The sequence below is a fragment of the Stutzerimonas zhaodongensis genome (assembly GCF_003696365.1).
Classification (GTDB): domain Bacteria; phylum Pseudomonadota; class Gammaproteobacteria; order Pseudomonadales; family Pseudomonadaceae; genus Stutzerimonas; species Stutzerimonas zhaodongensis.
Map to the genome: position 1 here is coordinate 142,687 of NZ_RFFM01000007.1, position 22,663 is coordinate 165,349.

Genomic DNA, 22,663 nt, shown 5'->3' on the forward strand with positions numbered 1-22,663 from the left:
TAGGTCGATCGGGACAGCAAAAAAGGGTGTGCATAATACCCGCTACGGATGACGGGTTAAAGGCTGTTTTGAACAAAATCTGAACAGCCTGAATCTTATAACTCACGGTAGCAGGCTGTTAGAAAGGTCCGACGAGGAGCGCCGCGCAAGGCTCCCAGCCTGACGGCCGGTCAGTCTGGCGAAAGAAAGCTCAGGCTGTAGTTAACCGCCGTTGTGCCTGGGTCGAGGATGTCCAGGGCGATGTGGATTGGTATCTGCGAGGGCATTTCACGTTGTCCTGCAAGCTCTCCGGAGAGATATTCGCCCGGCTTGAAGATACGCTTTGCCAGCGCCTGGCCCCGGATGTCATCGAAGCGGATTTCCAGCAGAGGAAACGGCTGCGCGAAAGGTGCTCGATTGTAGATTATTGCATCGACCACCAACGCGCCTGAGAAATCGGGATGGCTACGTACTACCAGATTGCTGCTCTTGATCTGGCTGATATCGACCCTTGGTGGCAACTCGCATCCGATTACGGGGCACACGCGTTCGAGCCATGGGCGGTACTCATCCTGTCGCGCCAGTTCGCCATAGTTGTAAAACACGTATTGGGTAGCGAGTGCCAGTAAGGCGATCAGGTTTAGAACGCCCCAGCCCAACCAGCGCCCCCAGGGCCGTCTGCGTGGCTCCCACTCGAGCTGCAGAGGTTCATCATCCAGTTCGAGTAGCGGGTCGCCGCCTGTTTTGCGTGTTGAGGTGCTCGCTCCGCCTTCTGCTTCGGTCAGATCCGCATTGTTCACGGTGCTGAGCGGTAGGTCCTCCTCATGCTCGATCGGGCCATCGAGGGCTGGTTCCAGGCGTTGTTTTGTTGCCCTGTTGTTGGTAAGCGTGCTTTCGGGGGGTGAAAGTGGGCTGGGCGGAGCGGGGTGGTCTGAAGTGACGGGGGTGAACTGAAGGTCCGTCGCGTCAAATGAGTGATCTCTATCAGCGGATTCTTCTTGCAACCGCACCTCGGTCGCGCTCATCTCGGCTTTTAACAGCTGCTCGGCCCACAGCTCGTCATCAGTGGCGCGGGTCTTTGCGGACGGGGTCCGGCGCTCGCTCAGATGAGGCTCCAGCTCCACAAGCTCTCGGGCCAGCTCCAGCTCCTGCCGTTCAAGCTTAGCCAGCTCCTCGTCGAGATCCAGGCTGTCCAGATCCAGATCATCATGAATCCACAGCGTCTCGTCCGTATTTGCAGGTTTGGCGTGTGGGGGGGCGAGCGGGTGTGCGGGCTCGCTGACCGGAGTAAGGAGGGTGACGCTCGTGTCATGACCCGTTTCGGTGCTGCCCTGCGACTCCCGCTCGTGCAGGTAACGGGCAGCATTGAAGAGCTCCATGCATGCGCCGCATCGCACTACGCCATGGGCCGCCGCGAGCTGACTGCGGCTGACGCGGAAGCTGGTATGGCAATGCGGGCATTGGGTGACGAAGCTGGTCATGCGATGGTCCGGCGGAAATGCCCATAGTCTAGCGCAAGCGCGGCGATGAGCGGCAGTAGCGAACGTTTCGGTTCGTTAGCGCGGCTTCAGCTGCTTCATCCTCTCCGTACGCCCGTTATTCGAACCCAGCCATCTTTTTCGGCGGTTGTGTCGAGTTCGAATTGGTCCGCGTAGGCAGCACGGACCTCCTCGGCCTGCTCGGCCAGGATGCCTGATAGCGCGAGGCGGCCGCCGGGCTTGACCCGTTCGATGATTTGAGGTGCCAACGCTACTAACGGACCGGCGAGGATATTGGCAACCACGACGTCGGCCTGACCCTCCGGCAGTTGCTCGGGCAGATACAGCGGGAAGCGCGCGGGGTCAATGCCATTACGACCGGCATTGTCCCGCGAGGCTTCGATAGCTTGTACGTCGATGTCCGTGCCGACTGCTTGCTTGGCGCCCAGAAGCAAAGCGGCGATGGCGAGAATGCCGGAGCCGCAGCCGAAATCCAGCACCTGCAAACCATCCAGCGATTGGGCGTCGAGCCATTCCAGGCACAGCGCGGTAGTAGGATGAGTACCGGTGCCAAAAGCCAGACCGGGATCAAGCAGCAAATTCACTGCGTCCGGCTCGGGTGCCGCATGCCAGCTGGGCACGATCCACAGCCGACGGCCGAAGCGCATTGGATGGAAGTTATCCATCCAGCTGCGTTCCCAGTCCTGATCCTCGATGCGCTCGAGGAGATAGTCGGGTAAGTCGCCCTGTATCAGCAATCGCAAGTGGGCAAGCAGGTTGGCCTCGTCAGCGTCGCCTTCGAACAAAGCCAATAGGTGGGTGTGTGACCATAACGGGGTTGTCCCCAGGTCCGGCTCGAATATTGGCTGATCTTCGGCGTCCATGAAGGTCACGGATACCGCGCCGACGCCCAGCAGGGCATCTTCAAAGGCTTCGGCCTGTTCCGGAGCAATAGCGAGACGAAGTTGTAGCCAGGACATGGATGCCTCACAAAGTTGGCGACCGCTCGTGACGATCAAAGGGGCGCAAGCTTACTGCGCCCTGGCGCTGGCTTCCATCATCGGTCGCCTCAGAAACGACAAGGGCCGCCAATGGCAGCCCTTGTCGAATCAGCACTTGATCAGTGCTTGTCCATTCCCAATTTCTTTTCCAGGTAATGGATATTCACGCCGCCCTTGCAGAAGCCGTCATCGCGAACCAGGTCCCGATGTAGCGGGATATTGGTTTTGATGCCATCTACGACAATCTCGTCCAGCGCGTTGCGCATCCGCACCATAGCTTCTTCACGCGTAGCACCGTAGGTAATCAGCTTGCCGATCAGTGAGTCGTAATTCGGTGGAACCGAGTATCCGCTGTATAGATGGGAGTCGACCCGTACGCCATTGCCGCCTGGTGCATGGAAATGTTTCACCTTGCCCGGGCTTGGCAGGAAAGTGGACGGGTCTTCGGCGTTGATCCGGCACTCCAGCGAATGGCCACGGATGACCACGTCTTCCTGCTTTATCGACAGCTTGTTGCCTGCGGCGATGCTCAGCATTTCCTTGACGATATCGACGCCGGTGACCATCTCAGTTACCGGATGCTCAACCTGAACGCGGGTGTTCATCTCGATGAAATAGAAGCGACCATCTTCATAGAGAAACTCGAAAGTACCTGCGCCACGATAGCCGATCTCGACGCAAGCGTCGGTGCAGCGCTTGAGCACTTCAGCGCGAGCTTTCTCATCGATATAAGGCGCTGGCGCTTCTTCCAGAACCTTCTGATGGCGACGCTGCAGCGAGCAGTCCCGATCACCCAGGTGAATCGCGTTACCCTGCCCGTCGGAGAGGACCTGGACTTCCACATGGCGTGGATTACCGAGGAACTTTTCCAAATAGACCATCGGGTTGCCGAATGCCGCACCAGCTTCGGTGCGGGTCAGCTTGGCCGACTTGATCAGATCTTCCTCGTGATGAACTACCCGCATACCGCGACCACCGCCACCGCCCGCGGCTTTGATAATCACCGGATAGCCAACCTCACGGGCGATACGCAGCGCTTCCGCCTCGTCTTCGGGTAGCGGGCCGTCGGAGCCTGGCACCACGGGAACACCCGCTTTGATCATCGCGTCCTTGGCCGACACCTTGTCGCCCATCAAGCGGATGGTGTCCGCTTTGGGCCCTACGAAAGCGAAACCTGACTTTTCTACCTGCTCGGCGAAGTCCGCGTTCTCAGCCAGGAAGCCATAGCCGGGATGAATAGCAGTGGCACCCGTCACCTCCGCCGCGGCGATGATAGACGGGATATGCAGGTAGGAGTTGGTCGCGAGGGCCGGCCCGATGCAGACGGACTCGTCGGCCAGAGCCAGGTGCATCAGCTCACGATCTGCGGTCGAATGAACCGCGACGGTCTTGATCCCCAGCTCTTTGCAGGCTCGCAATATCCGCAGGGCGATTTCACCGCGGTTTGCGATCAGTACTTTTTCCAACATCGCTGGCTCTCCGCGGTTCAAACGATGGTGAACAGCGGCTGGTCGTATTCGACCGGCTGACCATTCTCCACCAGGATCGATTCGATGGTGCCGCTGGTTTCGGCCTCGATGTGGTTCATCATCTTCATCGCCTCGACGATGCACAAAATGTCGCCCTTCTTGACGCTCTGACCCACTTCAACGAAGTTGGCTGCTTCTGGCGAAGAAGCGCGGTAGAAGGTGCCTACCATTGGCGACCGGACCACAGTGCCGTTGAGTTTCGGTTGTGCAGGGACTGCATCTGCGGCTGGTGCTGTGGCCGGGGCAGCAGCAGGAGCAGGCATCGGCGCCTGAGCATAGTAAGGCTGCTGCATCGCGACCTGCTTGCTGTGACGACTGATGCGGACTGACTCTTCACCCTCGTGAATTTCCAGTTCGTCGATGCCGGACTCTTCCAGCAGTTCGATCAGTTTCTTGACTTTGCGAATATCCATGAAGCGATGACTCCCAGGTAAGTTCTAAGGGATTACTGCTCGTTTCGAGGCTGGGCGCGTATCGCGCGGTCCTGTCAGGAAGCAGCGAGTTGTTCCAGGGCGGCCTCCAATGCCAGGCGATAGCCGCTGGCGCCCAGGCCGCAGATCACCCCTACCGCGACATCCGAAAAGTAGGAGTGATGGCGGAAAGGTTCACGCTTGTGCACGTTAGAAAGGTGCACTTCGATGAATGGGATGCTCACAGCCAGCAGCGCGTCACGTAGCGCGACGCTGGTATGCGTGAATGCAGCCGGGTTGATCAGGATGAAGTCCACACCTTCACTGCGAGCGGCATGGATCCGCTCGATCAATTCGTATTCGGCATTGGACTGCAGATGCAACAAGTGATGGCCAGCTTCACGGGCACGCTTTTCCAGGTCCTGATTGATCTGAGCCAGCGTAACCGCGCCGTAGACGCCAGGCTCACGAGTGCCGAGCAAGTTGAGATTCGGGCCGTGAAGGACCAGAAGCGTCGCCATGAGTATTCCTTGTTGTTCTATCCAGACGGCATCGACGGAGCGGCCAGTCGGTGAGGGGAAAAACTATGCACGAAGGTGGGGCTGACTGTCCAGTCATGTGTTAATCGGCGTAAATGTCGACATTATGACTGGAGATTGCGACAGGGATTGAATTAGAGCGATGCTTCGGCACCGTCCAAGCGCTTGGCGAACTGGCTTGCATCGATTTCGCCAACGACGCGGATGTCTGCCAACTCCTGGCCGCTACGGTCGAAAAATAGTACAGCCGGCGGACCAAAGAGCTTGTAGCGGTCGAGCAATGCGCGTTGTTCGGCATTGCTTTCGGTGATGTCGAAGCGAACCAGTCGGTATCCTGAAAGGCGGGAGGCAATTTCCGGTGCTGCAAATACTTCACGTTCGATCACTTTGCAGCTGATACACCAGTCGGCGTACCAGTCGAGCATTAGCGGCTCGCCTGCGGATCGAGCTGCACTCATCTGTCTCTCGAGTTCAGCCGGCGATGAGACCGTATGCCAGTTCTCCTCTTCACTATTGGCCCCATTAGCAGTTTGGCTCAAGCGAGGTAGCGGGCGAAGGGGGTCGGTTCCGCCTTGTAAGGCCCCTACCCATGCCGCGGTTGCGTAAACAAGGAGGGCTAGCCCTGCAAGTTGGGCCAATTTCTGTCGTGCATTTTTCTGGGTAAACTCCAGAGCGCCGAGGAACAATGCCGCGCCAGCTGCCAGTAAGCCCCAGAGTGCCAGCGCCAATGGTCCTGCCAATACCCGCTCGAGCATCCATACTGCAACGGCAAGCAGCATGACGCCGAATACATTGCGCACTACGATCATCCAGGGTCCGCTTTTTGGCAATAACGCACCCCCGCCAACGGCGAACAGAACCAGCGGTGTGCCCATGCCAAGACCGAGTGCAAAAAGTTTCAACCCTCCACCCAAGGCATCGCCGCTCGCGCTTATATAGAGCAGTGCGCCCGCTAGCGGCGCAGAAACGCACGGCGATACAAGCAGGCTGGAGACGGTGCCCAGCAATGCTGCGCCCATGAAGGAGCCGCCCTTTGCTTTGCCGGCGATTCGCTCCAGTCGGTCACCCATGAGTTGAGGTAGCCGCAGCTCGAACATGCCGAACATCGCCATTGCGAATGCGACAAAAAACGCCGCGAAAGGTACCAGTACCCAGGGTGACTGCAGCCGAGCCTGGAGATTCAGCTCCGCTCCGAACACACCCATTAGTGCGCCCAGCAATGCGAAGCCGCCTGCCATCGGCAGTACATAGGCGAGTGACAGTAGGAAGCTTCGCATCCCTCCGATCTGCCCGCGAAGTACCACACCCGACAGAATTGGCAGCATGGGTAATACGCAGGGCGTGAATGTCAGGCCCAGCCCGGCGAGGAAGAATAGAGCCACTGAACGCCAGGACAGTGAAGCTTGCTCTTCGCTTGCGACTCTGGCGGAAGTATCGGAAGCAGGAGCGGCGGCGGGCGTGCCCCCAATATCGAACGACTCCGTCTCCGGGGGGTAGCAGAGGCCTTTGTCAGCGCAGCCCTGATAGCTGACGTTCAGCGTAAAGGGTCGATCATCCGGAGCCTGTACCGGTAGCTCGACATCGAGCACACCGTAGTACACCTCCACTTCACCAAAGTAGTCGTCGGTTTTCTGCTCGCCTGTGGGCAGCTTCGCCTCGCCGATGACCACCTCGCCATCGGTGGAGTTGAACTGGAATCGGTGACGGTAGAGGTAGTACCCCTCTGCAGCCACGAATTTTAGTTTGACCAGCTCGGGTGCCGTACTCACCACGCTCAGGCGGAACGCTTCGCGAACCGGAAGGAACTCAGCAGAATTATTCAGCCCGCCGAGCGTCGAGCTCGGTCGGCTATCGAACAGGCCTGCGACGGCCGGGAGGGCGAAAAGCAAAATCAGCAGACTCAGCAAACGGCGCATGGTCATCTCACAGGTAGCAGTCGCTGCATGATACCCAACGTGGGGATTCGTCGCCCGGGCGCAACGTCGCACTATTCGGGGTTTTGCAACCAGATAATGCCGTCGCGCTCGATGCTTGGTACGGGTCGTAGATAAGCTCCGGCACAAGGGCCGGCCACGCACTCACCACTTTCGATGAGAAAAAGTGCGCCGTGTGTCGCGCATTGAATCAGGCTACCGCTGCTGTCGAGAAACTGGTCGGGAAGCCATTCCAAAGGAATCCCTCGATGCGGGCACCGATTCAGATAGACATGCAGCGTGCCATCTTTACGTACCGCAAGGAGGCTTTGTCCGTCCAACTGAAATCCTTTGCTCGTGCCCTCTGCTACATCGGTTCCATTACACAGTCGTATCATTTTCACGCACTCCGGTATCTTTCCGAATTATCCCTCAATGCTGGTTGGTGTTCTGACACATCTTCAGGTACGGCTGATGTGGAGCGCTGTCGGGCCGAGTGTCACGCCTGACGGCGTGCGCTGGCTAACCACTGAGCTGCCTGAATGGATTGATCCGCTAGTCGGCTGGGCCGATGATCAGCCAATACAGACGGCCGAGGGGCTCAGATGCGAATTTTCCTGCTCACTATTGTGATCCTGCTTGGCGGATGTCAGTCGATGCCTCCGCTCCCTTCATGGCAGAGCCCGGAAGGACTCCAGCACCCTGACCTCGGACTGATCATCGACCTGCAGCAGGGTGAGCCAATGTCCGCCAGGCAACTTGTTGATGAATTGGCCGATGCAGATCAAGTGCTTGTTGGCGAGCGCCATGACAATCCGGACCATCACGCGCTGCAGGTGTGGCTGCTTCAGGCTTTAGCTCAGCGCCGTCATCAAGGAAGTCTGTTGCTTGAGATGCTTAATCCTGACCAAAAGCAACCAGTTGAGCTGGTCAAGACCTCAGTTAGTCGTGGCCACTGGCCCGCCGACTTGCCTGCCGAGCTGCAGTGGCAGGAGGGGTGGCCTTGGGTGCTGTACCAGCCGTTGGTTGAATATGCGCTGGTGCAGCCTTATCCCTTGCTTCCAGCAAACCTTGACCGTGATGAGATCGCCGATATCTATCGGCGCGTTCCCGCATTGAAGGGCAGGGCGGGCGGGACCGAAGTCCAAGACCGGCTGTTAGAGCAGATCCGGGACTCCCACTGTGGCATGTTGCCGGAAGCTCAGTTGCCGGCGATGCTTGCTGTGCAGCAACAGCGTGATCGCCGAATGGCGGAGCAGTTGGAGGTCGCCCCGACTCCGGCGATGTTGCTTGCTGGCGCCTTCCACGTTCGACGTGATCTTGGCGTGCCTCTGCATCTGGCAAATCACGAGCGCGACGCGAAAACCAAGGTATTGATGCTGGCTGAGGTGGGTGAGACGCTGCAGGCCAAGCAGGCTGATTACGTCTTGTTCACCCCTGCTCGACCCCAGCAGGATCATTGCGCCGCGTTCGGCAAGCAACGTAACTGGCGGTGAGTTGAGCTTATGAGAGGTGGCGGGTTTTTGCGGGCAAAAAAAGACCCGGCAAGAGCCGGGTCAAAACCGTGATTAGCCTGATGAGGAGATAACCTGAAAGTCCGACTGCCTGGTCTTCCAGTTTACCCACTGATCTCGCGACCAGTGGTGCTAATAATAACAATTCTCATTCGTTAGTCAATGGCTGATTGAAAATAGATTTCAGCTGACTGTTTGTCGGTAGCGCTCATGCAGAAAGGGGCAAGCGAAGCTGGGTAACTTCCTTGTTCAGCAGATCGATGCGTCGAGCCATGCTCTCGATCAGACTGTGAGCAATCTTCGGGTTACTCTGCATCAGGCCGAGGAATTGATCTTTAGGAATGAGCATGACAGTACAGGGAACCGTAGCGACGACCGTGGCGCTGCGCTTCTCCTGGGTGAACACGGCCATGGCGCCAAATATCTCGTCGCGCTGCACATCCCCGACCTTCTGTCCATCTACGCGCGCCTCAGCATGACCTTCGATGATGATGAATACGTTGTCCGCGTCGTCGCCTTGGCGGATCAGCTCATCGCCGGCTGCGAAATGTTGAAATCCGGTGGTGGGGTGAATTTCGGGCTGTTTGATCCGGGCTAGCGCGTCGGAGAGCAGCGCGGTTTGGCCGATCAGGTATTGGGTGAACAGCTCCTGCTTGCGCGGATCGGCATGGATATGCTGAAACACCATGGTTCTTGAATATGGAATCACGCGGATCGCTTCGTCGCTGCGATAGCGGCAAAGCGGTAGCTCGATTCCCTGGCGCAGTCCTAGCAGGTCGCCTTCCTGCATATAGAAAAGCGGCCTGTCATCGACCAGCGCATGCAACAGTCCACTCTCGATGATGAAAAGATGCTGCTCGGGCAGATCTTCCGCCAGATCGTCGGAGTCCTTGAGTTCAATGGGGGGCGCCGAAGGTGCAAGGCCTTCCAGCAGTTGCGCGGGGATCCCCTGCAGGCGATTGATCAGTTGCTCGGCGTAAGCCGGTTGTTCCCCGAGTAAATACATAACTGCAATCCTTGGACAAGCGGGCTCACAAAGGTGGAGCGATGCGCGTGCTCACATTAAGGCTGCGCTCGACTCGAGTAAATCTCGCAGAGTGGAGGTTGTGAGCTAGCTCTTGTCTCGATAATCGCAGCCAGCCAGATGCTGATTGAGCTCGTTCTTCAGCGCGTCTGGCAGCTCCTTCCAATTGATGTCTCGTAACGCGCCTTCTATTGCGTAGAGGAGCACCCGAGAAGCGCTGAAGCCACGAGACTTGACGGCCTGATAGGCACTCACCGAACCGAGGCGACGCAGATCATCGGCCGTGTGGATCCCTGAAGCATGCAGCCATTGCGCGGATGTCTTGCCGAGATTTCTCAACGTCAGCAGCTCGTCGTGCATGATTGCTCCTAACGACCGGGATAACCGGCGATGAAGTGAAGCGGCCATCGAACTGATCGCTGATGATCAGGATTTCCCCACCGTTTTGAGAGCTCTGATCCGAGCTGATCCAGCGGGTCTTTGCCATGAGTTCGCTGCCAGCGCTTCACCGCTGACCAGGTATGAAGGTAGCCCATCAATTGATGCAAGTTCCATTGGGTTTCAATGACAAACTCTGGGACCCGGATAGTCTGGAATGGGGGGTGAATGTCACGATAGCCGCTGTCGACGCTGGATCGTCCCGAAGGCCAATATCCGCGCAGGATATCGCCGTGCAAGTGATCGATCAGTGCGTCGAACTCGGGTGCTATTCGGAGCAAGCTATAGCACCAGGCGCTGAATAGGCCATTAGGTGCGAGTACTCTTCGCGCTTCGCGAAAGAAGTCCGGAGTGGCGAACCAGTGGAGCGCTTGCGCTACCACTACAAGATCGGCGACGCCGTCGCGCAGCGGCAGCTTTTCGGCGTCTGCGGCGATTCGCTGGACGGCCTTCCAGCTCGCACTGCCACGCAATTGGTCTAGGCTGGCATCGCACGCCACCACCTGCTCGAACCATTTCGATAGTGGGTGACTCGCTTGCCCGGTGCCTGCAGCAATATCGACCGCACATTGCGTAGCGGAGCAATGATCGGCTAACCATTCGAATAGATCGGCCGGATAGACCGGGCGGAACTGCGCGTAATGGTCCGAGCGGATCGAGAAAAGGGCACTGACGCTCATGCTGCGTGCCCTACAAGTTCAAACTGCACAACGATGGTCGGCATGGTCGGTTTCCACTGACAGACCAAGCCAAGTATAGAAGCACCGCCGAGTTCTGCTCTCTGCGGTGCGCTGATCGCACCAGAGTGGCTTCCGGTGCAATGTGACCCAGAATTTAAAGCCCCGGAAGGCGTTGCCGAATTGCACTGACCAAGGCGTCAAGACTGTCTGCGTCAGGTGTGTCGATCTGCCGGTTGAGCAACTGCTCGCTGTCGCTAAGGGGCTCACGCGATTGTTGCTGTGCCCTGACCACATCCATGGTCGCGTCGGACGGATCGCTGCCAGTGGCTTGGCGTTGGGCTAACCACTGCTCGATCACCGCTTCAGGCGCCTCACAGCTGAGAATGATGAAGGGAACGCCGGTCGCTTCAGCGACTTGCCACGCCGCCTGTCGGTAGTGTTGCTTGAGGTAGGTTGCGTCGATCACTACCGAGAAACCAGCACCGAGCGCGGACTCGGCGAGAGCATGCAATCGTTGATAGGTGGCATCGCCCGCTGTAGCGCTGTAGATGCCAGCGCTCACTTCGCTTGTGAGCGCATCGGGTTGCTCGCCATGCAGCCGCTTACGCTCCACGTCCGAGCGAATGCGAATTGCGCCCAGTGCTTCCACAAGACGTACGGCAACCTGGCTCTTGCCGACGGCCGAGACGCCATGAGTGATCGCAAGGAAGCGCGAAGGGATGGCACTGTAGCTTTCGGCCAGGTTTGCATAGCTGCGGTATTGGCGAAGGATGACCCGTCGCTGCACGGCATCTTCTTCCTGATGCAGTCGAAACAGGCTGACCTTGGCGCGGACTATTGCCCGATACGCCTTGTAGAGATTGAGCAGTTGAAGCGAGGAGTAGTCGCCAGTGCGCTCCAACCAGCCATTGATGAAGCGTCGGGCCTGACATTTCAGGCCGCGATCTTCCAGATCCATCACGAGGAATGCAGCATCGGACGCGATATCGATCAGGCGGAAGGGTTCGTTGAATTCGATGCAATCGAACAACACCACCTTGTCTTCAATAATGGTGGCATTACCCAGGTGCAGGTCGCCATGGCATTCGCGGATGAATCCTTGCTGGCTGCGCTGCTCGAGCACCGGCTGCAAACGGGCAATGCTGGTTTCGGTCCATTCGATCAAAGCGTCGAGTTGCTGCAGGTCAGCTTGCTCGGTTAGCAAAGGTTGGATCTGTTCAAAATTCTGCCGCATCGGCGCGACGATCGCCTCCGCGCTATTCAACGCGTGACCAGCGGCGACCTGCGGAATGCTCAGGTGAAATGACGCAATCTGTTCCGCAAGGGCATCAATATGGGCATCTGTCAGTTCGCCGCGCGCCTGTACTTCAGCCATCAGCTGCGTCTGGGGGAACTCGCGCATCTGCAGCAGGAACTCGATCGCCTCGCCCTGACCGCCAATTTGGGGTGCTTCGAGGCTGCCGGTTACCGGTAAGACCCGAAGGTACAAGTCCGGCGCCATACGCTGATTCAGGCGCAGCTCCTCCTCGCAGAAATGCTTCCGAGCGGCCAGGTCAGTGAAGTCGAGAAAGCCAAAGTTGACAGGCTTTTTCATTTTGTACGCGTAGGTTCCGGTGAGTATGACCCAGGAGATATGAGTTTCGATGATCCTGAAACCTTCGACCGGGTGGGGGTAGAGAGCAGGGTTCTGCAACGCAGCGATCAGTTCTTGGCTCACGTTCATTCCTTGTGAATTCAATGGGCGTGGCGTGTGAGCACTTCGGGAAACAGTTCACACAGTCAGAAAACGCACCATTATGTCCATCCGGGGTTGGCCTGCAAACCGCCAAGAGGCCGTCTTCTGCGCAAATCAAAGTGCGTATAATGCGCCGCCATGACTAAATCACGCTCCCCTCGCCCCCGCTCTAAACGCCGTTCCGGAGGCTCTCGTCCCTGGTTGGGCTGGGCTGTCAAACTCTCCATTGTCGCGCTGGTGCTTGTTGCCGGTGTGGCGGTTTATCTCGACGCTCTGGTGCAGGAAAAATTTTCCGGAAAGCGCTGGACCATCCCCGCTACCGTTTATGCGCGCCCGCTTGAGTTATTCACTGGGCAAAAACTCGCGAAGGACGATTTCCTGACTGAGCTCGATGCGCTCGGGTATCGCCGGGAAAAAAGCGTGAGCGGCCCGGGTAGCATGTCCGTTGGCGCTAACGCGGTGGAAATGCACACGCGGGGTTTCCGCTTTTATGAAGGCGCGGAAGAGTCGCAGCGTATCCGAGTGCGATTTTCTGGCGACTTCGTTGCCGGTTTGACCCGGGCAAATGGGGAGGAGCTCCCGGTCGCGCGCCTTGAGCCTGTAACCATCGGTGGACTTTACCCGGCTCACAACGAAGATCGCATTCTGATCAAGTTAGATCAGGCTCCGCCGTATCTGGTCGAAACGCTGGTCGCTGTCGAGGATCGGGAGTTCTTCGACCATTTCGGAGTGTCGCCAAAATCCATTGCGCGTGCTGTCTGGGTCAACCTGACTGCGGGCGAGGTAAGGCAAGGCGGAAGCACCTTGACCCAGCAGCTGGTCAAGAATTTCTACCTGACCAACGAGCGCAGCCTTAACCGCAAGGCTACTGAAGCGATGATGGCGGTCCTGCTGGAGCTGCACTACGACAAGAATGAAATCCTCGAGGCCTATCTCAATGAGGTGTTTCTGGGGCAGGACGGCCGTCGGGCGATTCATGGTTTCGGATTGGCCAGTCAGTATTTCTTTGGCCGTCCGCTCGTGGAGCTTGATGTGCAACACGTTGCGCTGCTGGTGGGCATGGTGAAGGGCCCCACCTACTACAATCCTCGGCGTAATCCTGAACGGGCGTTGGAGCGTCGTAATCTTGTGCTGGATCTCTTGGCCGAGCAGCAGGTCCTGACCGCTGACGAAGCCGATGCGGCTAAAAAGACTCCGCTCGGGGTCACGCCTCGGGGTAGTCTCGCCGACAGCTCGTATCCTGCGTTTCTCGACCTCGTCAAACGGCAGCTTCGCGAAGAATACCGTGACGAAGATCTGACCGAGGAAGGCCTTCGCGTTTTTACCAGTTTCGATCCCATACTGCAGCGCAAAGCCGAGACAGCCATGACCGAGACGTTGAAGCGCCTCGGCAAGGCGGCGGAGGGCGTGGAAGGCGCCATGCTGGTCACAAACCCCGAGACCGGAGAGTTGCAGGCTATGCTCGGTAGTCGTCAGCCAGGGTTTGCGGGGTTCAATCGTGCGTTGGATGCCTCGCGACCTATCGGCTCGCTAATCAAACCAGCTATCTACTTGGCCGCGCTTGAGAAGCCCAGTCAGTACACCCTGACAAGTCTCCTGGAAGACGAGCCATTCTCGGTCAAAGGCGCGGATGGTCAGGTGTGGAGGCCGCATAATTACGGGCGTACAGCTCACGGTACCGTGTACCTCTATCAGGCACTGGCCAACTCCTACAACCTTTCCACGGCGCGCTTGGGCCTCGATCTCGGCGTTCCTCACGTTTTGAAGACACTTGAACGGCTGGGGGCATCGCCACAGTGGCCGGCGTACCCATCGATGCTGCTCGGGGCCGGCGGTTTGCGACCAATCGAGGTGGCAGGGATGTACCAGACCCTGGCCAATGGCGGGTTCAATACGCCGCTACGTGGTATCCGCAGCGTCGTTGCGGCAGATGGTGAGCCGCTCAGTCGTTATCCGTTCAAGATCGAGCAACGTTTCGATGGTGGCGCAATCTACCTGACACAGTACGCTATGCAGCGTGCGATGCTCGAAGGCACCGGGCGCTCGGCCTACAATTACTTGCCGAAATCATTAGCCTTGGCTGGCAAGACCGGAACCACTAATGACTCGCGCGACAGCTGGTTTGCAGGCTTCAGTCAGGACTTGCTCGCGGTGGTCTGGTTGGGGCGTGATGACAACGGAAAGACCTCGCTAACGGGGGCGACCGGTGCTCTGCAAGTTTGGGGCGATTTCATGCGTCGCGCCGATCCGCTACCGCTGCAGTCGACATTGCCAGAGAACGTCGAGATGGCGTGGATCGACTCGCAGACCGGGCAGGGGACGTCTGATAACTGTCCAAACGCAGTGCAGATCCCCTACATTCGCGGCAGTGAACCTGCACTTGGTCCGGGCTGCGGTATTCAGGCCCCGGCGGAGTCAGTGATGGATTGGGTTCGTGGCTGGCTGCCTTGATTGCGCCAGTTGAATGAGATTTCTATGAGGTTCAAGCAGTGAGAAAGCAATGGATGATCGTGCTGGCGACAGCAGTGCTGGTGCAGGGCTGTGCTACGGTCAAGCGCGGCGCGATTCCAGTCGTAGATTCGGGTGCCCCCGTCTCTGAAGAGGTCTCATCGCGGCAACCCTCACGTTCGGCTGGCACGCCAACAGTCCCGGTGCAGCCCTCGTCTGAAGACTCGGGTGTGATGGTGATGGTGCCACAGCAGCGCTCCGAGCCGTTGCAGACGTTTGCTGCGCCTGACGCCGGTTTCAGCGGCTCGCCCATGCCGGCGCCTGAAGCCCGCGAACAATGGAGCGCTCCAACTCCAACTCCAGGTCCAGCTCCAGCTCCTCGCCAGCCGATGCCAAGCGGTATCCCGTCAAACTCAGGAACGTTATCTGCCGACGAGCGGCTTGACGGTCCGGTTCTCGCGTTGTTGACGACAGCTCAACAACAGCAGGGTGGCGGGGACCTCAATGGAGCGGCGTCGAGCCTGGAGCGTGCCCAGCGTATAGCACCCCGCGAGCCTCAGGTGCTGTACCGCCTCGCTCAGGTGCGTCTTGCTCAGGGTGATGCGGTGCAGGCTGAGCAGTTATCCCGGCGAGGGCTGAGCTACGCCGGAGATCGGCCGGCATTGCAGGCGAGCTTGTGGGAGTTGATTGCCCAAGCGCGTGAACGTCAGGGCAACGCAGCAGGAGCGGCGCAAGCACGTGAGCGAGCAAAGGTCGCATTGTGATGGACTATCGGACTTCAGCGCTGGCTGATCAGCTGTTGTTGATAGAGCGCGAGCTTCGGGTCCAGGGCTTTTGGGCCGCATCACCGCCGGAAGCTCGTTTGTTGGCCAGTCAGGAGCCTTTCTGCGTAGACACCTTGGCATTCGAAGAATGGCTTCAGTGGATATTTCTACCCAGGATGAAGCTCATTCTCGAGCGTGATGAGGCGCTACCTACGGTGTCTGGAATATTGGCGATGGCTGAGATGGTCTATCAGGGCAGGCTGGGGCAGATGTCCGGCCTGCTAAAGGCACTCAGGGCCTTTGATGAATTGATCATTGGTAGCAACAGTTGATTGCAGTCGGGCGGTCCTGTAACCAGTTCGCCTCAGTTGCAAGTGTCACCGATCTTCTTCTGGGTATCGCTGATTCGCTCCTGACGTTCTTCTTCATTGAGTCGTCGCATTTCCCCGTCTTCTTCCACGCGCACTCGGGGATTGTTTTGCAGTTGTGCCAGGTTGGTGCGTAGAGTGGTGCAGTAACGCTGGCGCTCAGCTTCCTGCTCCGCCACCTGTTTCTTTACCTTCTGGTCGATTGCGCGCTGTTCGGTATCACCGGTGGTTGCTGGTTCGACCTGTGCTGCCTCTAGTGGCTTAGGTGGCGGGGTCGCTGTGTTGAGCGCTTGGGCAGCTTGGCCCTGCGGGGGCTGCGCGCCGAAGTGCGTTACACCCTGAGCATCCACCCATTTATATACCTGGCCAGCCATGACGGCGCTGCTCAGTGCAAGCAATAAGCTGCCTGCGATAATCGTCAAACGCATGCTAATCCCTTCTATGGGTGCAGAACCAAGTCGGTACTATACGCAAAAGGCAGGGGAGACCATTCTGCGCTAGATCACAGCTCAACGAGGCCGGATGTGTTCGCTGGGCTTGACTTGGTTGTGTCTAATCCGAACAATTCCATGCTTGCTGTTCTGAGAAGCCGCCGCAAGCGCGCTTCTCGATCATTCATGAGGTGCACACCCGCGCCGACTTGCAACACCCGCAACGCGTTACCTCGCGCTGGGAGGGGCGCCCCGCAACACTTTGGGGCTTTCCTAATACTTGCTTTGACAGAGCTGACGTAGTCGGCGACCACCGTCGCTCATGCGCTGCTTGGCAGTAAACCTATTTCTGGCCGGTCCAACGCGGGGCGGCTACTGGCGTTCTAGAGGTGATCAACGTGGAACTTTTATCCGGCGCTGAAATGGTCGTCCGCTTTTTGCGTGACGAGGGCGTTAAGTACATCTACGGCTACCCTGGTGGAGCCCTGCTGCATATCTATGATGCGCTGTTCAAGGAGAAGGAAGTTACGCACATCCTTGTCCGTCATGAGCAGGCTGCGACCCATATGGCTGACGGTTACGCTCGCGCCACCGGCAAGGCTGGTGTGGTGCTGGTGACTTCTGGCCCAGGAGCAACCAACGCGATCACCGGTATTGCAACCGCTTACATGGACTCGATCCCCATGGTGGTGATCTCCGGGCAGGTTGCCAGCAACATGGTCGGTACGGATGCCTTTCAGGAAACCGACATGATCGGTATTTCCCGTCCTATCGTTAAGCACAGCTTCATGATCAAGCATCCTTCGGAAATTCCCGATGTGATGAAGAAAGCGTTCTATCTGGCTCAGTCCGGTCGTCCCGGCCCGGTTGTCGTGGACATACCAAAGGACATGACCAATCCCGCAGAGAAGTTCGAATACGTCTACCCCAAGAAAGCCAAGCTGCGCTCGTACAGTCCAGCTGTTCGCGGCCATTCCGGGCAGATACGCAAGGCAGCCGAACTGTTGCTGGCCGCCAAGCGGCCGATCATCTACGCAGGCGGTGGCGTGATCATGGGCGGAGCATCAGCGCAGCTCACCGAGCTGGCGAAGATGCTCAACCTGCCTGTGACGAATACGCTAATGGGGCTTGGCTGCTATCCCGGAAGTGATCGTCAGTTCGTCGGCATGCTGGGTATGCACGGCAGTTACACGGCCAACTTGGCCATGCACCATTCCGACGTGATCCTGGCTGTGGGGGCGCGCTTCGATGATCGGGTGATCAATGGCGCTACCAAGTTCTGCCCTAACGCCAAGATCATTCATATTGATATCGATCCGGCCTCGATATCCAAGACGATCAAGGCGGACATACCGATCGTTGGTCCGGTCGATAGCGTACTTACCGAGATGGTGGCTATCGTCAAGGAAATTGGCCAAGCACCGAACGCTGAAACGGTCGCCAGCTGGTGGAAGCAGATCGAAGAATGGCGGGGCAGTCGTGGGTTATTCCCATACGACAAGGGCGACGGCACGATCATCAAGCCGCAGGCCGTCATCGAAACACTGTGCGAAGTGACGAGGGGCGATGCGTACGTGGCCTCTGACGTTGGCCAGCATCAGATGTTCGCCTGTCAGTACTACAAATTCGACAAGCCCAACCGTTGGCTCAACTCTGGCGGGCTGGGCACCATGGGTTTCGGCTTCCCCGCTGCCATGGGCGCCAAGCTGAACTTCCCGGACGCTGATGTCGCCTGCGTTACCGGCGAAGGCAGCATCCAGATGAATATTCAGGAGCTATCGACCTGCCTGCAGTACGACCTGCCAGTTAAGATCATCAATCTCAACAACGGCGCACTTGGCATGGTCCGCCAGTGGCAAGACATGCAGTACAGCAGCCGTTATTCGCACTCCTACATGGAGTCGCTGCCGGACTTCGTCAAGTTGGTCGAGGCGTACGGACATGTCGGTATGCGCATCACTGACTTGAAGGACCTGAAGCCAAAAATGGAAGAGGCCTTCGCGCTGAAGGATCGTCTGGTATTCATGGACATTGCTGTCGACACCAGCGAGCACGTCTATCCGATGCAAATCAAAGACGGCGCGATGCGCGACATGTGGCTCAGCAAGACGGAGCGGACCTGATCATGAGACATATCATTTCCCTATTGATGGAAAACGAACCAGGCGCATTGTCTCGTGTGGTCGGGCTGTTCTCGCAGCGCAACTACAACATTGAAAGTCTCACCGTCGCGCCGACCGAGGATCCTACTCTGTCACGGTTGACGCTAACGACCGCTGGACACGAGGAGGTGATCGAGCAGATCACTAAGAACCTCAACAAGCTGGTTGAGGTCGTCAAGCTCGTCGACTTGTCGGAGAGCGCGCACATCGAGCGCGAGCTGATGCTGATCAAGGTTAAGGCCACCGGCGCGCAGCGTGCCGAGGTCAAGCGCACAACCGACATATTCCGCGGGCAGATCGTCGATGTCACGCCCAACGTCTACACCATCCAGCTGGCAGGTACCACTGACAAGCTGGACAGCTTCATCCAGGCAGTCGGTACTACATCAATTCTGGAAGTGGTGCGCAGCGGTGTCACGGGTATCTCCCGCGGCGATAAAGTGCTGAGCATCTAACACGATTTAATGAATGGCCCGAATGGCCAGTAACTGGGGTAATTCCATGAAAGTTTTCTACGATAAAGATTGTGACCTCTCCATCATCCAGGGCAAGAAAGTCGCGATCATCGGTTATGGCTCCCAAGGTCACGCCCATGCGTGCAACCTCAAGGATTCCGGTGTTGATGTCACTGTGGGCCTGCGCGCCGGCTCTCCTTCGGTTGCCAAGGCTGAAGCCCATGGCTTGAGGGTCGACAATGTTGCTGCTGCTGTATCCGCTGCTGATGTCGTGATGATCCTGACTCCGGACGAGTTTCAGGGTCGTCTGTACCGTGACGAGATCGAGCCGAACCTGAAGAAGGGTGCGACCCTGGCGTTTGCGCATGGCTTCTCCATTCATTACAACCAGGTCGTTCCGCGTGCCGATTTGGACGTGATCATGATCGCCCCGAAGGCTCCGGGGCACACCGTTCGCTCCGAGTTCGTCAAAGGTGGCGGTATTCCGGATCTCATTGCGATCTATCAGGATGCATCAGGCAATGCCAAGAACGTTGCGCTGTCGTACGCGTCCGGCGTCGGTGGCGGTCGTACCGGTATCATCGAAACCACATTCAAGGATGAGACCGAGACCGATCTGTTCGGCGAGCAGGCTGTACTTTGTGGCGGCTGCGTTGAGTTGGTAAAGGCAGGTTTCGAGACACTGGTTGAAGCCGGGTATGCGCCAGAAATGGCTTACTTCGAGTGCCTTCATGAGCTGAAGCTGATTGTTGACCTGATGTTCGAAGGCGGCATCGCTAACATGAACTACTCGATCTCCAATAATGCGGAGTACGGTGAGTATGTGACAGGTCCTGAGGTGATCAACGCCGAGTCTCGCGCCGCGATGCGCAATGCACTCAAGCGCATCCAGGATGGCGAGTACGCGAAGATGTTCATCACTGAGGGCGCCGCAAATTATCCGTCGATGACTGCTTATCGCCGCAACAATGCCGCTCACGGCATTGAAGTCGTAGGTGAAAAGCTGCGTTCCATGATGCCGTGGATCGCAGCTAACAAGATCGTCGACAAGAGCAAGAACTGATAGCTGGTTGATGCTGAAAGAACGCGGCTTAGGCCGCGTTCTTTCGTTATGGATCCCGCAGTCTGTTATAAATCGATGCCTGTCGACGGGATGAACGCGCTGCCTCAACCCCTGTCGAAATTATTCAAACCTGCTGTTGGTGAATTGCATGAATGAGAATCCCGAAGAGCCGAACAAGCCCATCGAGCCAGAAAGTATTCTGCCTATCGACGAACACATCGAAGAAAGCCAGGACGCCGAAGGTCGTAAAGTTCGGCATCGGGGCATCTACCTGCTCCCGAACCTATTTACGACTGCCAATCTGTTTGCTGGCTTTTTCTGCATAGTCACAGCCATCAATGGCAATTTCTACGTTGCGGCGGCTACAGTTTTCGTTGCGATGGTGCTCGATAGTCTTGATGGACGTGTGGCGCGGCTCACCAATACGCAAAGTGCGTTCGGTGCCGAGTATGACTCCCTGTCGGACATGGTTGCCTTTGGCTTGGCTCCTGCTGTCTTGGCTTATCAATGGGCGTTGTCCAGTCTAGGGAATGTTGGCTTGACGGTCGCCTTCATTTATGTGGCTTGCGCCGCATTGAGGCTGGCACGGTTCAACACCCAAATCGGTAAGGTCGATAAAAAGTGGTTCATAGGCTTGGCGAGCCCTGCGGCAGCAGGAGTCGTGGCAGGCTCGGTCTGGGCAGTCTGGGCTTTGGATGAGCCGGGTATACATGGCTACGATCTTCCGCTAGCCGTGATCATGCTTTTCGCGCTGCTTGTCGCTGCAGCTGGTCTGCTGATGGTCAGCAATATCAAGTACTACAGCTTCAAGGACCTCGATCTGAAAGGCCGGGTGCCATTTGTGGCGATCCTGGTTGTCGTCCTTGTATTTGCCGTGGTGTTCAGTGACCCACCGCGTATTCTGCTGCTGATCTTTTTAGCGTATGCAGTTTCGGGTCCGGTCCAGTTCCTGATGCGCCGCCGGAAGCGTGTGGAAAGTTGATTTTTGCCTTGAACCGCTGTCTAGTGATTGCTCTCGCCAGCCATGACAGCGGAGCAGCTCATGTTGATCAAAACGCCTCGTCGAAGCGATTGCCTTGAGTTTGAGGTGACGCCAGAACCGGTTTATCTGAATCGCAGACGGTTTATGCAGGGGGCTGCATTCTCCACTGCAGCAATCGGATTACCAGTAATCGCGCAAACTGATGCAGGGATATACCCAGGGGTCACCGCAGCCGATTCGCCTGCGTGGCTAGTTGAGAAGTTGGCCCAGGCTCGGTGGGGAGCTGTCGGTGTCAAGGGCGAAGACATCACGCCTTTCACCGATGCAACTCAATACAACAACTTCTATGAGTTCGGTCCCGACAAAGGGGATCCGGCGCGCAATGCAAATAAGCTCACCACCGAGCCATGGGTTGTTACTGTCGATGGTGAAGTAGGGAGGCCGGGGGATTACTCGCTGGAGGACCTCGTCTCGAAATCTGTTCTTGAAGAGCGAATTTACCGACTGCGATGTGTCGAGGCTTGGTCGATGGTAATTCCTTGGCTAGGTGTACCGCTCGCCGATCTGATTAGCCGGTTTGAACCCACATCTGATGCGAAATTTGTCCGTTTTGAAACGTTGTCCCGCCCCGAAGAAATGGCTGGTATGCGTGGAGGATTCTCGCTGATCGACTGGCCATACGTCGAGGGGTTGAGAATGGATGAAGCGCTGCATCCGCTGACATTGATGGCCGTCGGGATGTACGGTCGCGTATTACCTAATCAGAATGGTGCTCCGTTACGCTTGGTCGTCCCGTGGAAGTACGGTTTCAAAAGTATCAAATCCATCGTTCGCATTAGCTTCGTTCGAGAGCAGCCTGCGACTACCTGGGAGACGATGGCGCCGCAAGAGTACGGCTTCTACGCCAACGTCAATCCGAACGTCTCACACCCTCGTTGGTCGCAAGCGCGTGAACGACGGCTTCCGGGTAGCTTGTTCAGCCCTAATGTGCGTAAGACGCTTATGTTCAATGGCTATGAAGAAGAAGTTGCTGGACTGTATGCAGGAATGGACCTGAGTAAGGACTATTGATGCGTTACCCTAGGTGGCGGTTGCTGCTTTTCATCTGTGCTGCTTGTTTGACCTGTTACTGGCTTTACTTGGGGGTGACTGCGGCACTGGGTCCAGATCCTGGCAAAGTGCTGGTAGATAATCTGGGTCAGGGTGCCTTGATTCTACTTTTATGTTCGCTAGCGATGACGCCGTTGCAGAAGTTGACCGGGTGGGCGGGCTGGATTTCATTCCGCCGCCAGCTGGGATTGTGGGCCTTTGCCTATGGGGTGCTACACCTCGCTTGTTACATGTATTTCTTGCTTGGCTTGGACTTCAGCGGTTTCGCAGCAGAGCTGGCAGACCGCCCTTATATAGCCTTAGGCGCAATTGCCATGACTGGGCTGCTCGCACTGGCGGCAACTTCTACGCGATGGAGCATGCGGAAGCTGGGAAAGCGGTGGAAAAAATTGCACCGCCTCGTTTACCCGACCTTGATAGTCGCGTTGCTTCATATGTTGTGGGTGGTGCGATCCGATGCTGGTCAGTGGGCTCTTTTCGCTTCAATCGCCGCTGGGCTTCTTTTTGCTCGACTCCCCGCCATTCAACATTGCTTGGTCAAATACGGGTCGCAGGTTCGTAATTTCGTTATATCGAAAAAAACGTCAAATAACCGTTGACGTGATAATTGCAGTGCCTATAATGCGCACCTTCTCCGGCG

Annotated in this window: 22 protein-coding genes; 10 read left to right on the forward strand and 12 right to left on the reverse strand. The window is 57.3% G+C overall.

Translation table 11 applies throughout. The features are described 5' to 3' along the window. Nucleotides 1-170: 170 nt before the first annotated feature. The 7 genes from EA797_RS19775 to EA797_RS19805 all read right to left on the reverse strand — a co-directional run bounded on the left by EA797_RS19775 (nucleotide 171) and on the right by EA797_RS19805 (nucleotide 7,247). A complete protein-coding gene (locus EA797_RS19775; RefSeq protein WP_122168392.1) occupies nucleotides 171-1,460 on the reverse strand; it encodes a DUF3426 domain-containing protein in 1,290 nt (429 codons plus the stop codon). Between the two features lie 95 nt (nucleotides 1,461-1,555). Further along, nucleotides 1,556-2,437: a 50S ribosomal protein L11 methyltransferase gene (gene prmA / locus EA797_RS19780; RefSeq protein WP_122168393.1), complete on the reverse strand. Its 882-nt coding sequence runs from the start codon at nucleotides 2,435-2,437 to the stop codon at nucleotides 1,556-1,558. Between the two features lie 140 nt (nucleotides 2,438-2,577). Continuing rightward, entirely contained in the window at nucleotides 2,578-3,927 is a 1,350-nt protein-coding gene (accC, locus tag EA797_RS19785; protein ID WP_122168395.1) for an acetyl-CoA carboxylase biotin carboxylase subunit, read from the reverse strand. Nucleotides 3,928-3,944: 17 nt separating this feature from the next. Then, nucleotides 3,945-4,400: an acetyl-CoA carboxylase biotin carboxyl carrier protein gene (gene accB / locus EA797_RS19790; RefSeq protein WP_122168397.1), complete on the reverse strand. Its 456-nt coding sequence runs from the start codon at nucleotides 4,398-4,400 to the stop codon at nucleotides 3,945-3,947. Nucleotides 4,401-4,474: 74 nt separating this feature from the next. Then, nucleotides 4,475-4,918, reverse strand: a complete 444-nt coding sequence (aroQ, locus tag EA797_RS19795; protein WP_122168399.1) for a type II 3-dehydroquinate dehydratase — start codon at nucleotides 4,916-4,918, stop codon at nucleotides 4,475-4,477. A 152-nt stretch (nucleotides 4,919-5,070) separates the two neighbouring features. Then, nucleotides 5,071-6,852, reverse strand: a complete 1,782-nt coding sequence (locus tag EA797_RS19800) for a protein-disulfide reductase DsbD (protein ID WP_122168433.1) — start codon at nucleotides 6,850-6,852, stop codon at nucleotides 5,071-5,073. A gap of 71 nt (nucleotides 6,853-6,923) precedes the next feature. Further along, complete coding sequence (locus tag EA797_RS19805; protein WP_122168401.1) at nucleotides 6,924-7,247, reverse strand: Rieske (2Fe-2S) protein; 324 nt, start codon at nucleotides 7,245-7,247, stop codon at nucleotides 6,924-6,926. Between the two features lie 207 nt (nucleotides 7,248-7,454). Here EA797_RS19805 and EA797_RS19810 point away from each other — a divergent pair, with 207 nt between their 5' ends. Continuing rightward, the gene (locus EA797_RS19810; RefSeq protein ID WP_122168402.1) at nucleotides 7,455-8,345 is read left to right on the forward strand and encodes a ChaN family lipoprotein; all 891 of its coding nucleotides are present in this window, start codon (nucleotides 7,455-7,457) and stop codon (nucleotides 8,343-8,345) included. A 226-nt stretch (nucleotides 8,346-8,571) separates the two neighbouring features. On the opposite strand, the gene EA797_RS19815 is transcribed toward EA797_RS19810, so the two are convergent. From EA797_RS19815 to EA797_RS19830, 4 genes are all read right to left on the reverse strand, one after another. Next, nucleotides 8,572-9,369: a cyclic nucleotide-binding domain-containing protein gene (locus EA797_RS19815; protein WP_122168404.1), complete on the reverse strand. Its 798-nt coding sequence runs from the start codon at nucleotides 9,367-9,369 to the stop codon at nucleotides 8,572-8,574. Nucleotides 9,370-9,474: 105 nt separating this feature from the next. Continuing rightward, nucleotides 9,475-9,747: a TfoX/Sxy family protein gene (locus EA797_RS19820; RefSeq protein WP_122168406.1), complete on the reverse strand. Its 273-nt coding sequence runs from the start codon at nucleotides 9,745-9,747 to the stop codon at nucleotides 9,475-9,477. Between the two features lie 8 nt (nucleotides 9,748-9,755). Next, nucleotides 9,756-10,505 carry a class I SAM-dependent methyltransferase gene (locus EA797_RS19825; protein ID WP_122168408.1) on the reverse strand — a complete coding sequence of 250 codons (750 nt, stop codon included), beginning with the start codon at nucleotides 10,503-10,505 and terminating at the stop codon, nucleotides 9,756-9,758. Between the two features lie 154 nt (nucleotides 10,506-10,659). Then, the gene (locus EA797_RS19830) at nucleotides 10,660-12,222 is read right to left on the reverse strand and encodes a bifunctional aminoglycoside phosphotransferase/ATP-binding protein (protein WP_122168435.1); all 1,563 of its coding nucleotides are present in this window, start codon (nucleotides 12,220-12,222) and stop codon (nucleotides 10,660-10,662) included. 156 nt (nucleotides 12,223-12,378) lie between these two features. On the opposite strand from EA797_RS19830, the gene mrcB reads away from it, so the two are divergent. Genes mrcB through EA797_RS19845 form a run of 3 tightly spaced genes read left to right on the forward strand, consistent with a single transcriptional unit; the run spans nucleotide 12,379 to nucleotide 15,784 of the window. Next, entirely contained in the window at nucleotides 12,379-14,691 is a 2,313-nt protein-coding gene (gene mrcB, locus EA797_RS19835) for a penicillin-binding protein 1B (protein ID WP_122168410.1), read from the forward strand. 53 nt (nucleotides 14,692-14,744) lie between these two features. Beyond that, nucleotides 14,745-15,452 (forward strand): tetratricopeptide repeat protein, encoded by a 708-nt coding sequence (locus EA797_RS19840; RefSeq protein ID WP_122168412.1) that lies wholly within the window; start codon nucleotides 14,745-14,747, stop codon nucleotides 15,450-15,452. After that, nucleotides 15,452-15,784 carry a YqcC family protein gene (locus EA797_RS19845; protein ID WP_122168437.1) on the forward strand — a complete coding sequence of 111 codons (333 nt, stop codon included), beginning with the start codon at nucleotides 15,452-15,454 and terminating at the stop codon, nucleotides 15,782-15,784. Before EA797_RS19840 ends, EA797_RS19845 begins: the two co-directional genes overlap by 1 nt. Nucleotides 15,785-15,816: 32 nt before the next feature. Here EA797_RS19845 and EA797_RS19850 read toward each other — a convergent pair whose 3' ends face one another. After that, entirely contained in the window at nucleotides 15,817-16,248 is a 432-nt protein-coding gene (locus tag EA797_RS19850; protein ID WP_122168413.1) for a DUF4124 domain-containing protein, read from the reverse strand. A 401-nt stretch (nucleotides 16,249-16,649) separates the two neighbouring features. Between EA797_RS19850 and EA797_RS19855 the strand changes: the two genes are divergently transcribed. From EA797_RS19855 to msrQ, 6 genes are all read left to right on the forward strand, one after another. After that, nucleotides 16,650-18,374: an acetolactate synthase 3 large subunit gene (locus tag EA797_RS19855; RefSeq protein WP_122168439.1), complete on the forward strand. Its 1,725-nt coding sequence runs from the start codon at nucleotides 16,650-16,652 to the stop codon at nucleotides 18,372-18,374. 2 nt (nucleotides 18,375-18,376) lie between these two features. Beyond that, entirely contained in the window at nucleotides 18,377-18,868 is a 492-nt protein-coding gene (gene ilvN, locus EA797_RS19860; protein ID WP_122168415.1) for an acetolactate synthase small subunit, read from the forward strand. 46 nt (nucleotides 18,869-18,914) lie between these two features. After that, nucleotides 18,915-19,931 carry a ketol-acid reductoisomerase gene (ilvC, locus tag EA797_RS19865; protein ID WP_122168441.1) on the forward strand — a complete coding sequence of 339 codons (1,017 nt, stop codon included), beginning with the start codon at nucleotides 18,915-18,917 and terminating at the stop codon, nucleotides 19,929-19,931. A gap of 148 nt (nucleotides 19,932-20,079) precedes the next feature. Then, entirely contained in the window at nucleotides 20,080-20,913 is an 834-nt protein-coding gene (pssA, locus tag EA797_RS19870) for a CDP-diacylglycerol--serine O-phosphatidyltransferase (protein ID WP_122168417.1), read from the forward strand. Between the two features lie 60 nt (nucleotides 20,914-20,973). Then, complete coding sequence (msrP, locus tag EA797_RS19875) at nucleotides 20,974-21,984, forward strand: protein-methionine-sulfoxide reductase catalytic subunit MsrP (RefSeq protein WP_122168419.1); 1,011 nt, start codon at nucleotides 20,974-20,976, stop codon at nucleotides 21,982-21,984. Further along, complete coding sequence (gene msrQ, locus EA797_RS19880; RefSeq protein WP_122168421.1) at nucleotides 21,984-22,622, forward strand: protein-methionine-sulfoxide reductase heme-binding subunit MsrQ; 639 nt, start codon at nucleotides 21,984-21,986, stop codon at nucleotides 22,620-22,622. Before msrP ends, msrQ begins: the two co-directional genes overlap by 1 nt. The last annotated feature ends 41 nt before the right edge of the window (nucleotides 22,623-22,663 follow it).

What these genes read in the sequence shown, in the direction of transcription:
- pssA (WP_122168417.1), top strand. Translation starts at nt 20,080, where the DNA reads ATGAATGAGAATCCCGAAGAGCCGAACAAGCCCATCGAGCCAGAAAGT.
- EA797_RS19775 (WP_122168392.1), bottom strand. Translation starts at nt 1,460, where the DNA reads ATGACCAGCTTCGTCACCCAATGCCCGCATTGCCATACCAGCTTCCGC.
- accB (WP_122168397.1), bottom strand. Translation starts at nt 4,400, where the DNA reads ATGGATATTCGCAAAGTCAAGAAACTGATCGAACTGCTGGAAGAGTCC.
- prmA (WP_122168393.1), bottom strand. Translation starts at nt 2,437, where the DNA reads ATGTCCTGGCTACAACTTCGTCTCGCTATTGCTCCGGAACAGGCCGAA.
- EA797_RS19845 (WP_122168437.1), top strand. Translation starts at nt 15,452, where the DNA reads ATGGACTATCGGACTTCAGCGCTGGCTGATCAGCTGTTGTTGATAGAG.
- EA797_RS19840 (WP_122168412.1), top strand. Translation starts at nt 14,745, where the DNA reads ATGATCGTGCTGGCGACAGCAGTGCTGGTGCAGGGCTGTGCTACGGTC.
- EA797_RS19810 (WP_122168402.1), top strand. Translation starts at nt 7,455, where the DNA reads ATGCGAATTTTCCTGCTCACTATTGTGATCCTGCTTGGCGGATGTCAG.
- EA797_RS19815 (WP_122168404.1), bottom strand. Translation starts at nt 9,369, where the DNA reads ATGTATTTACTCGGGGAACAACCGGCTTACGCCGAGCAACTGATCAAT.
- EA797_RS19800 (WP_122168433.1), bottom strand. Translation starts at nt 6,852, where the DNA reads ATGCGCCGTTTGCTGAGTCTGCTGATTTTGCTTTTCGCCCTCCCGGCC.
- mrcB (WP_122168410.1), top strand. Translation starts at nt 12,379, where the DNA reads ATGACTAAATCACGCTCCCCTCGCCCCCGCTCTAAACGCCGTTCCGGA.
- aroQ (WP_122168399.1), bottom strand. Translation starts at nt 4,918, where the DNA reads ATGGCGACGCTTCTGGTCCTTCACGGCCCGAATCTCAACTTGCTCGGC.
- accC (WP_122168395.1), bottom strand. Translation starts at nt 3,927, where the DNA reads ATGTTGGAAAAAGTACTGATCGCAAACCGCGGTGAAATCGCCCTGCGG.
- EA797_RS19850 (WP_122168413.1), bottom strand. Translation starts at nt 16,248, where the DNA reads ATGCGTTTGACGATTATCGCAGGCAGCTTATTGCTTGCACTGAGCAGC.
- EA797_RS19825 (WP_122168408.1), bottom strand. Translation starts at nt 10,505, where the DNA reads ATGAGCGTCAGTGCCCTTTTCTCGATCCGCTCGGACCATTACGCGCAG.
- EA797_RS19820 (WP_122168406.1), bottom strand. Translation starts at nt 9,747, where the DNA reads ATGCACGACGAGCTGCTGACGTTGAGAAATCTCGGCAAGACATCCGCG.
- ilvC (WP_122168441.1), top strand. Translation starts at nt 18,915, where the DNA reads ATGAAAGTTTTCTACGATAAAGATTGTGACCTCTCCATCATCCAGGGC.
- EA797_RS19805 (WP_122168401.1), bottom strand. Translation starts at nt 7,247, where the DNA reads ATGATACGACTGTGTAATGGAACCGATGTAGCAGAGGGCACGAGCAAA.
- msrQ (WP_122168421.1), top strand. Translation starts at nt 21,984, where the DNA reads ATGCGTTACCCTAGGTGGCGGTTGCTGCTTTTCATCTGTGCTGCTTGT.
- ilvN (WP_122168415.1), top strand. Translation starts at nt 18,377, where the DNA reads ATGAGACATATCATTTCCCTATTGATGGAAAACGAACCAGGCGCATTG.
- msrP (WP_122168419.1), top strand. Translation starts at nt 20,974, where the DNA reads ATGTTGATCAAAACGCCTCGTCGAAGCGATTGCCTTGAGTTTGAGGTG.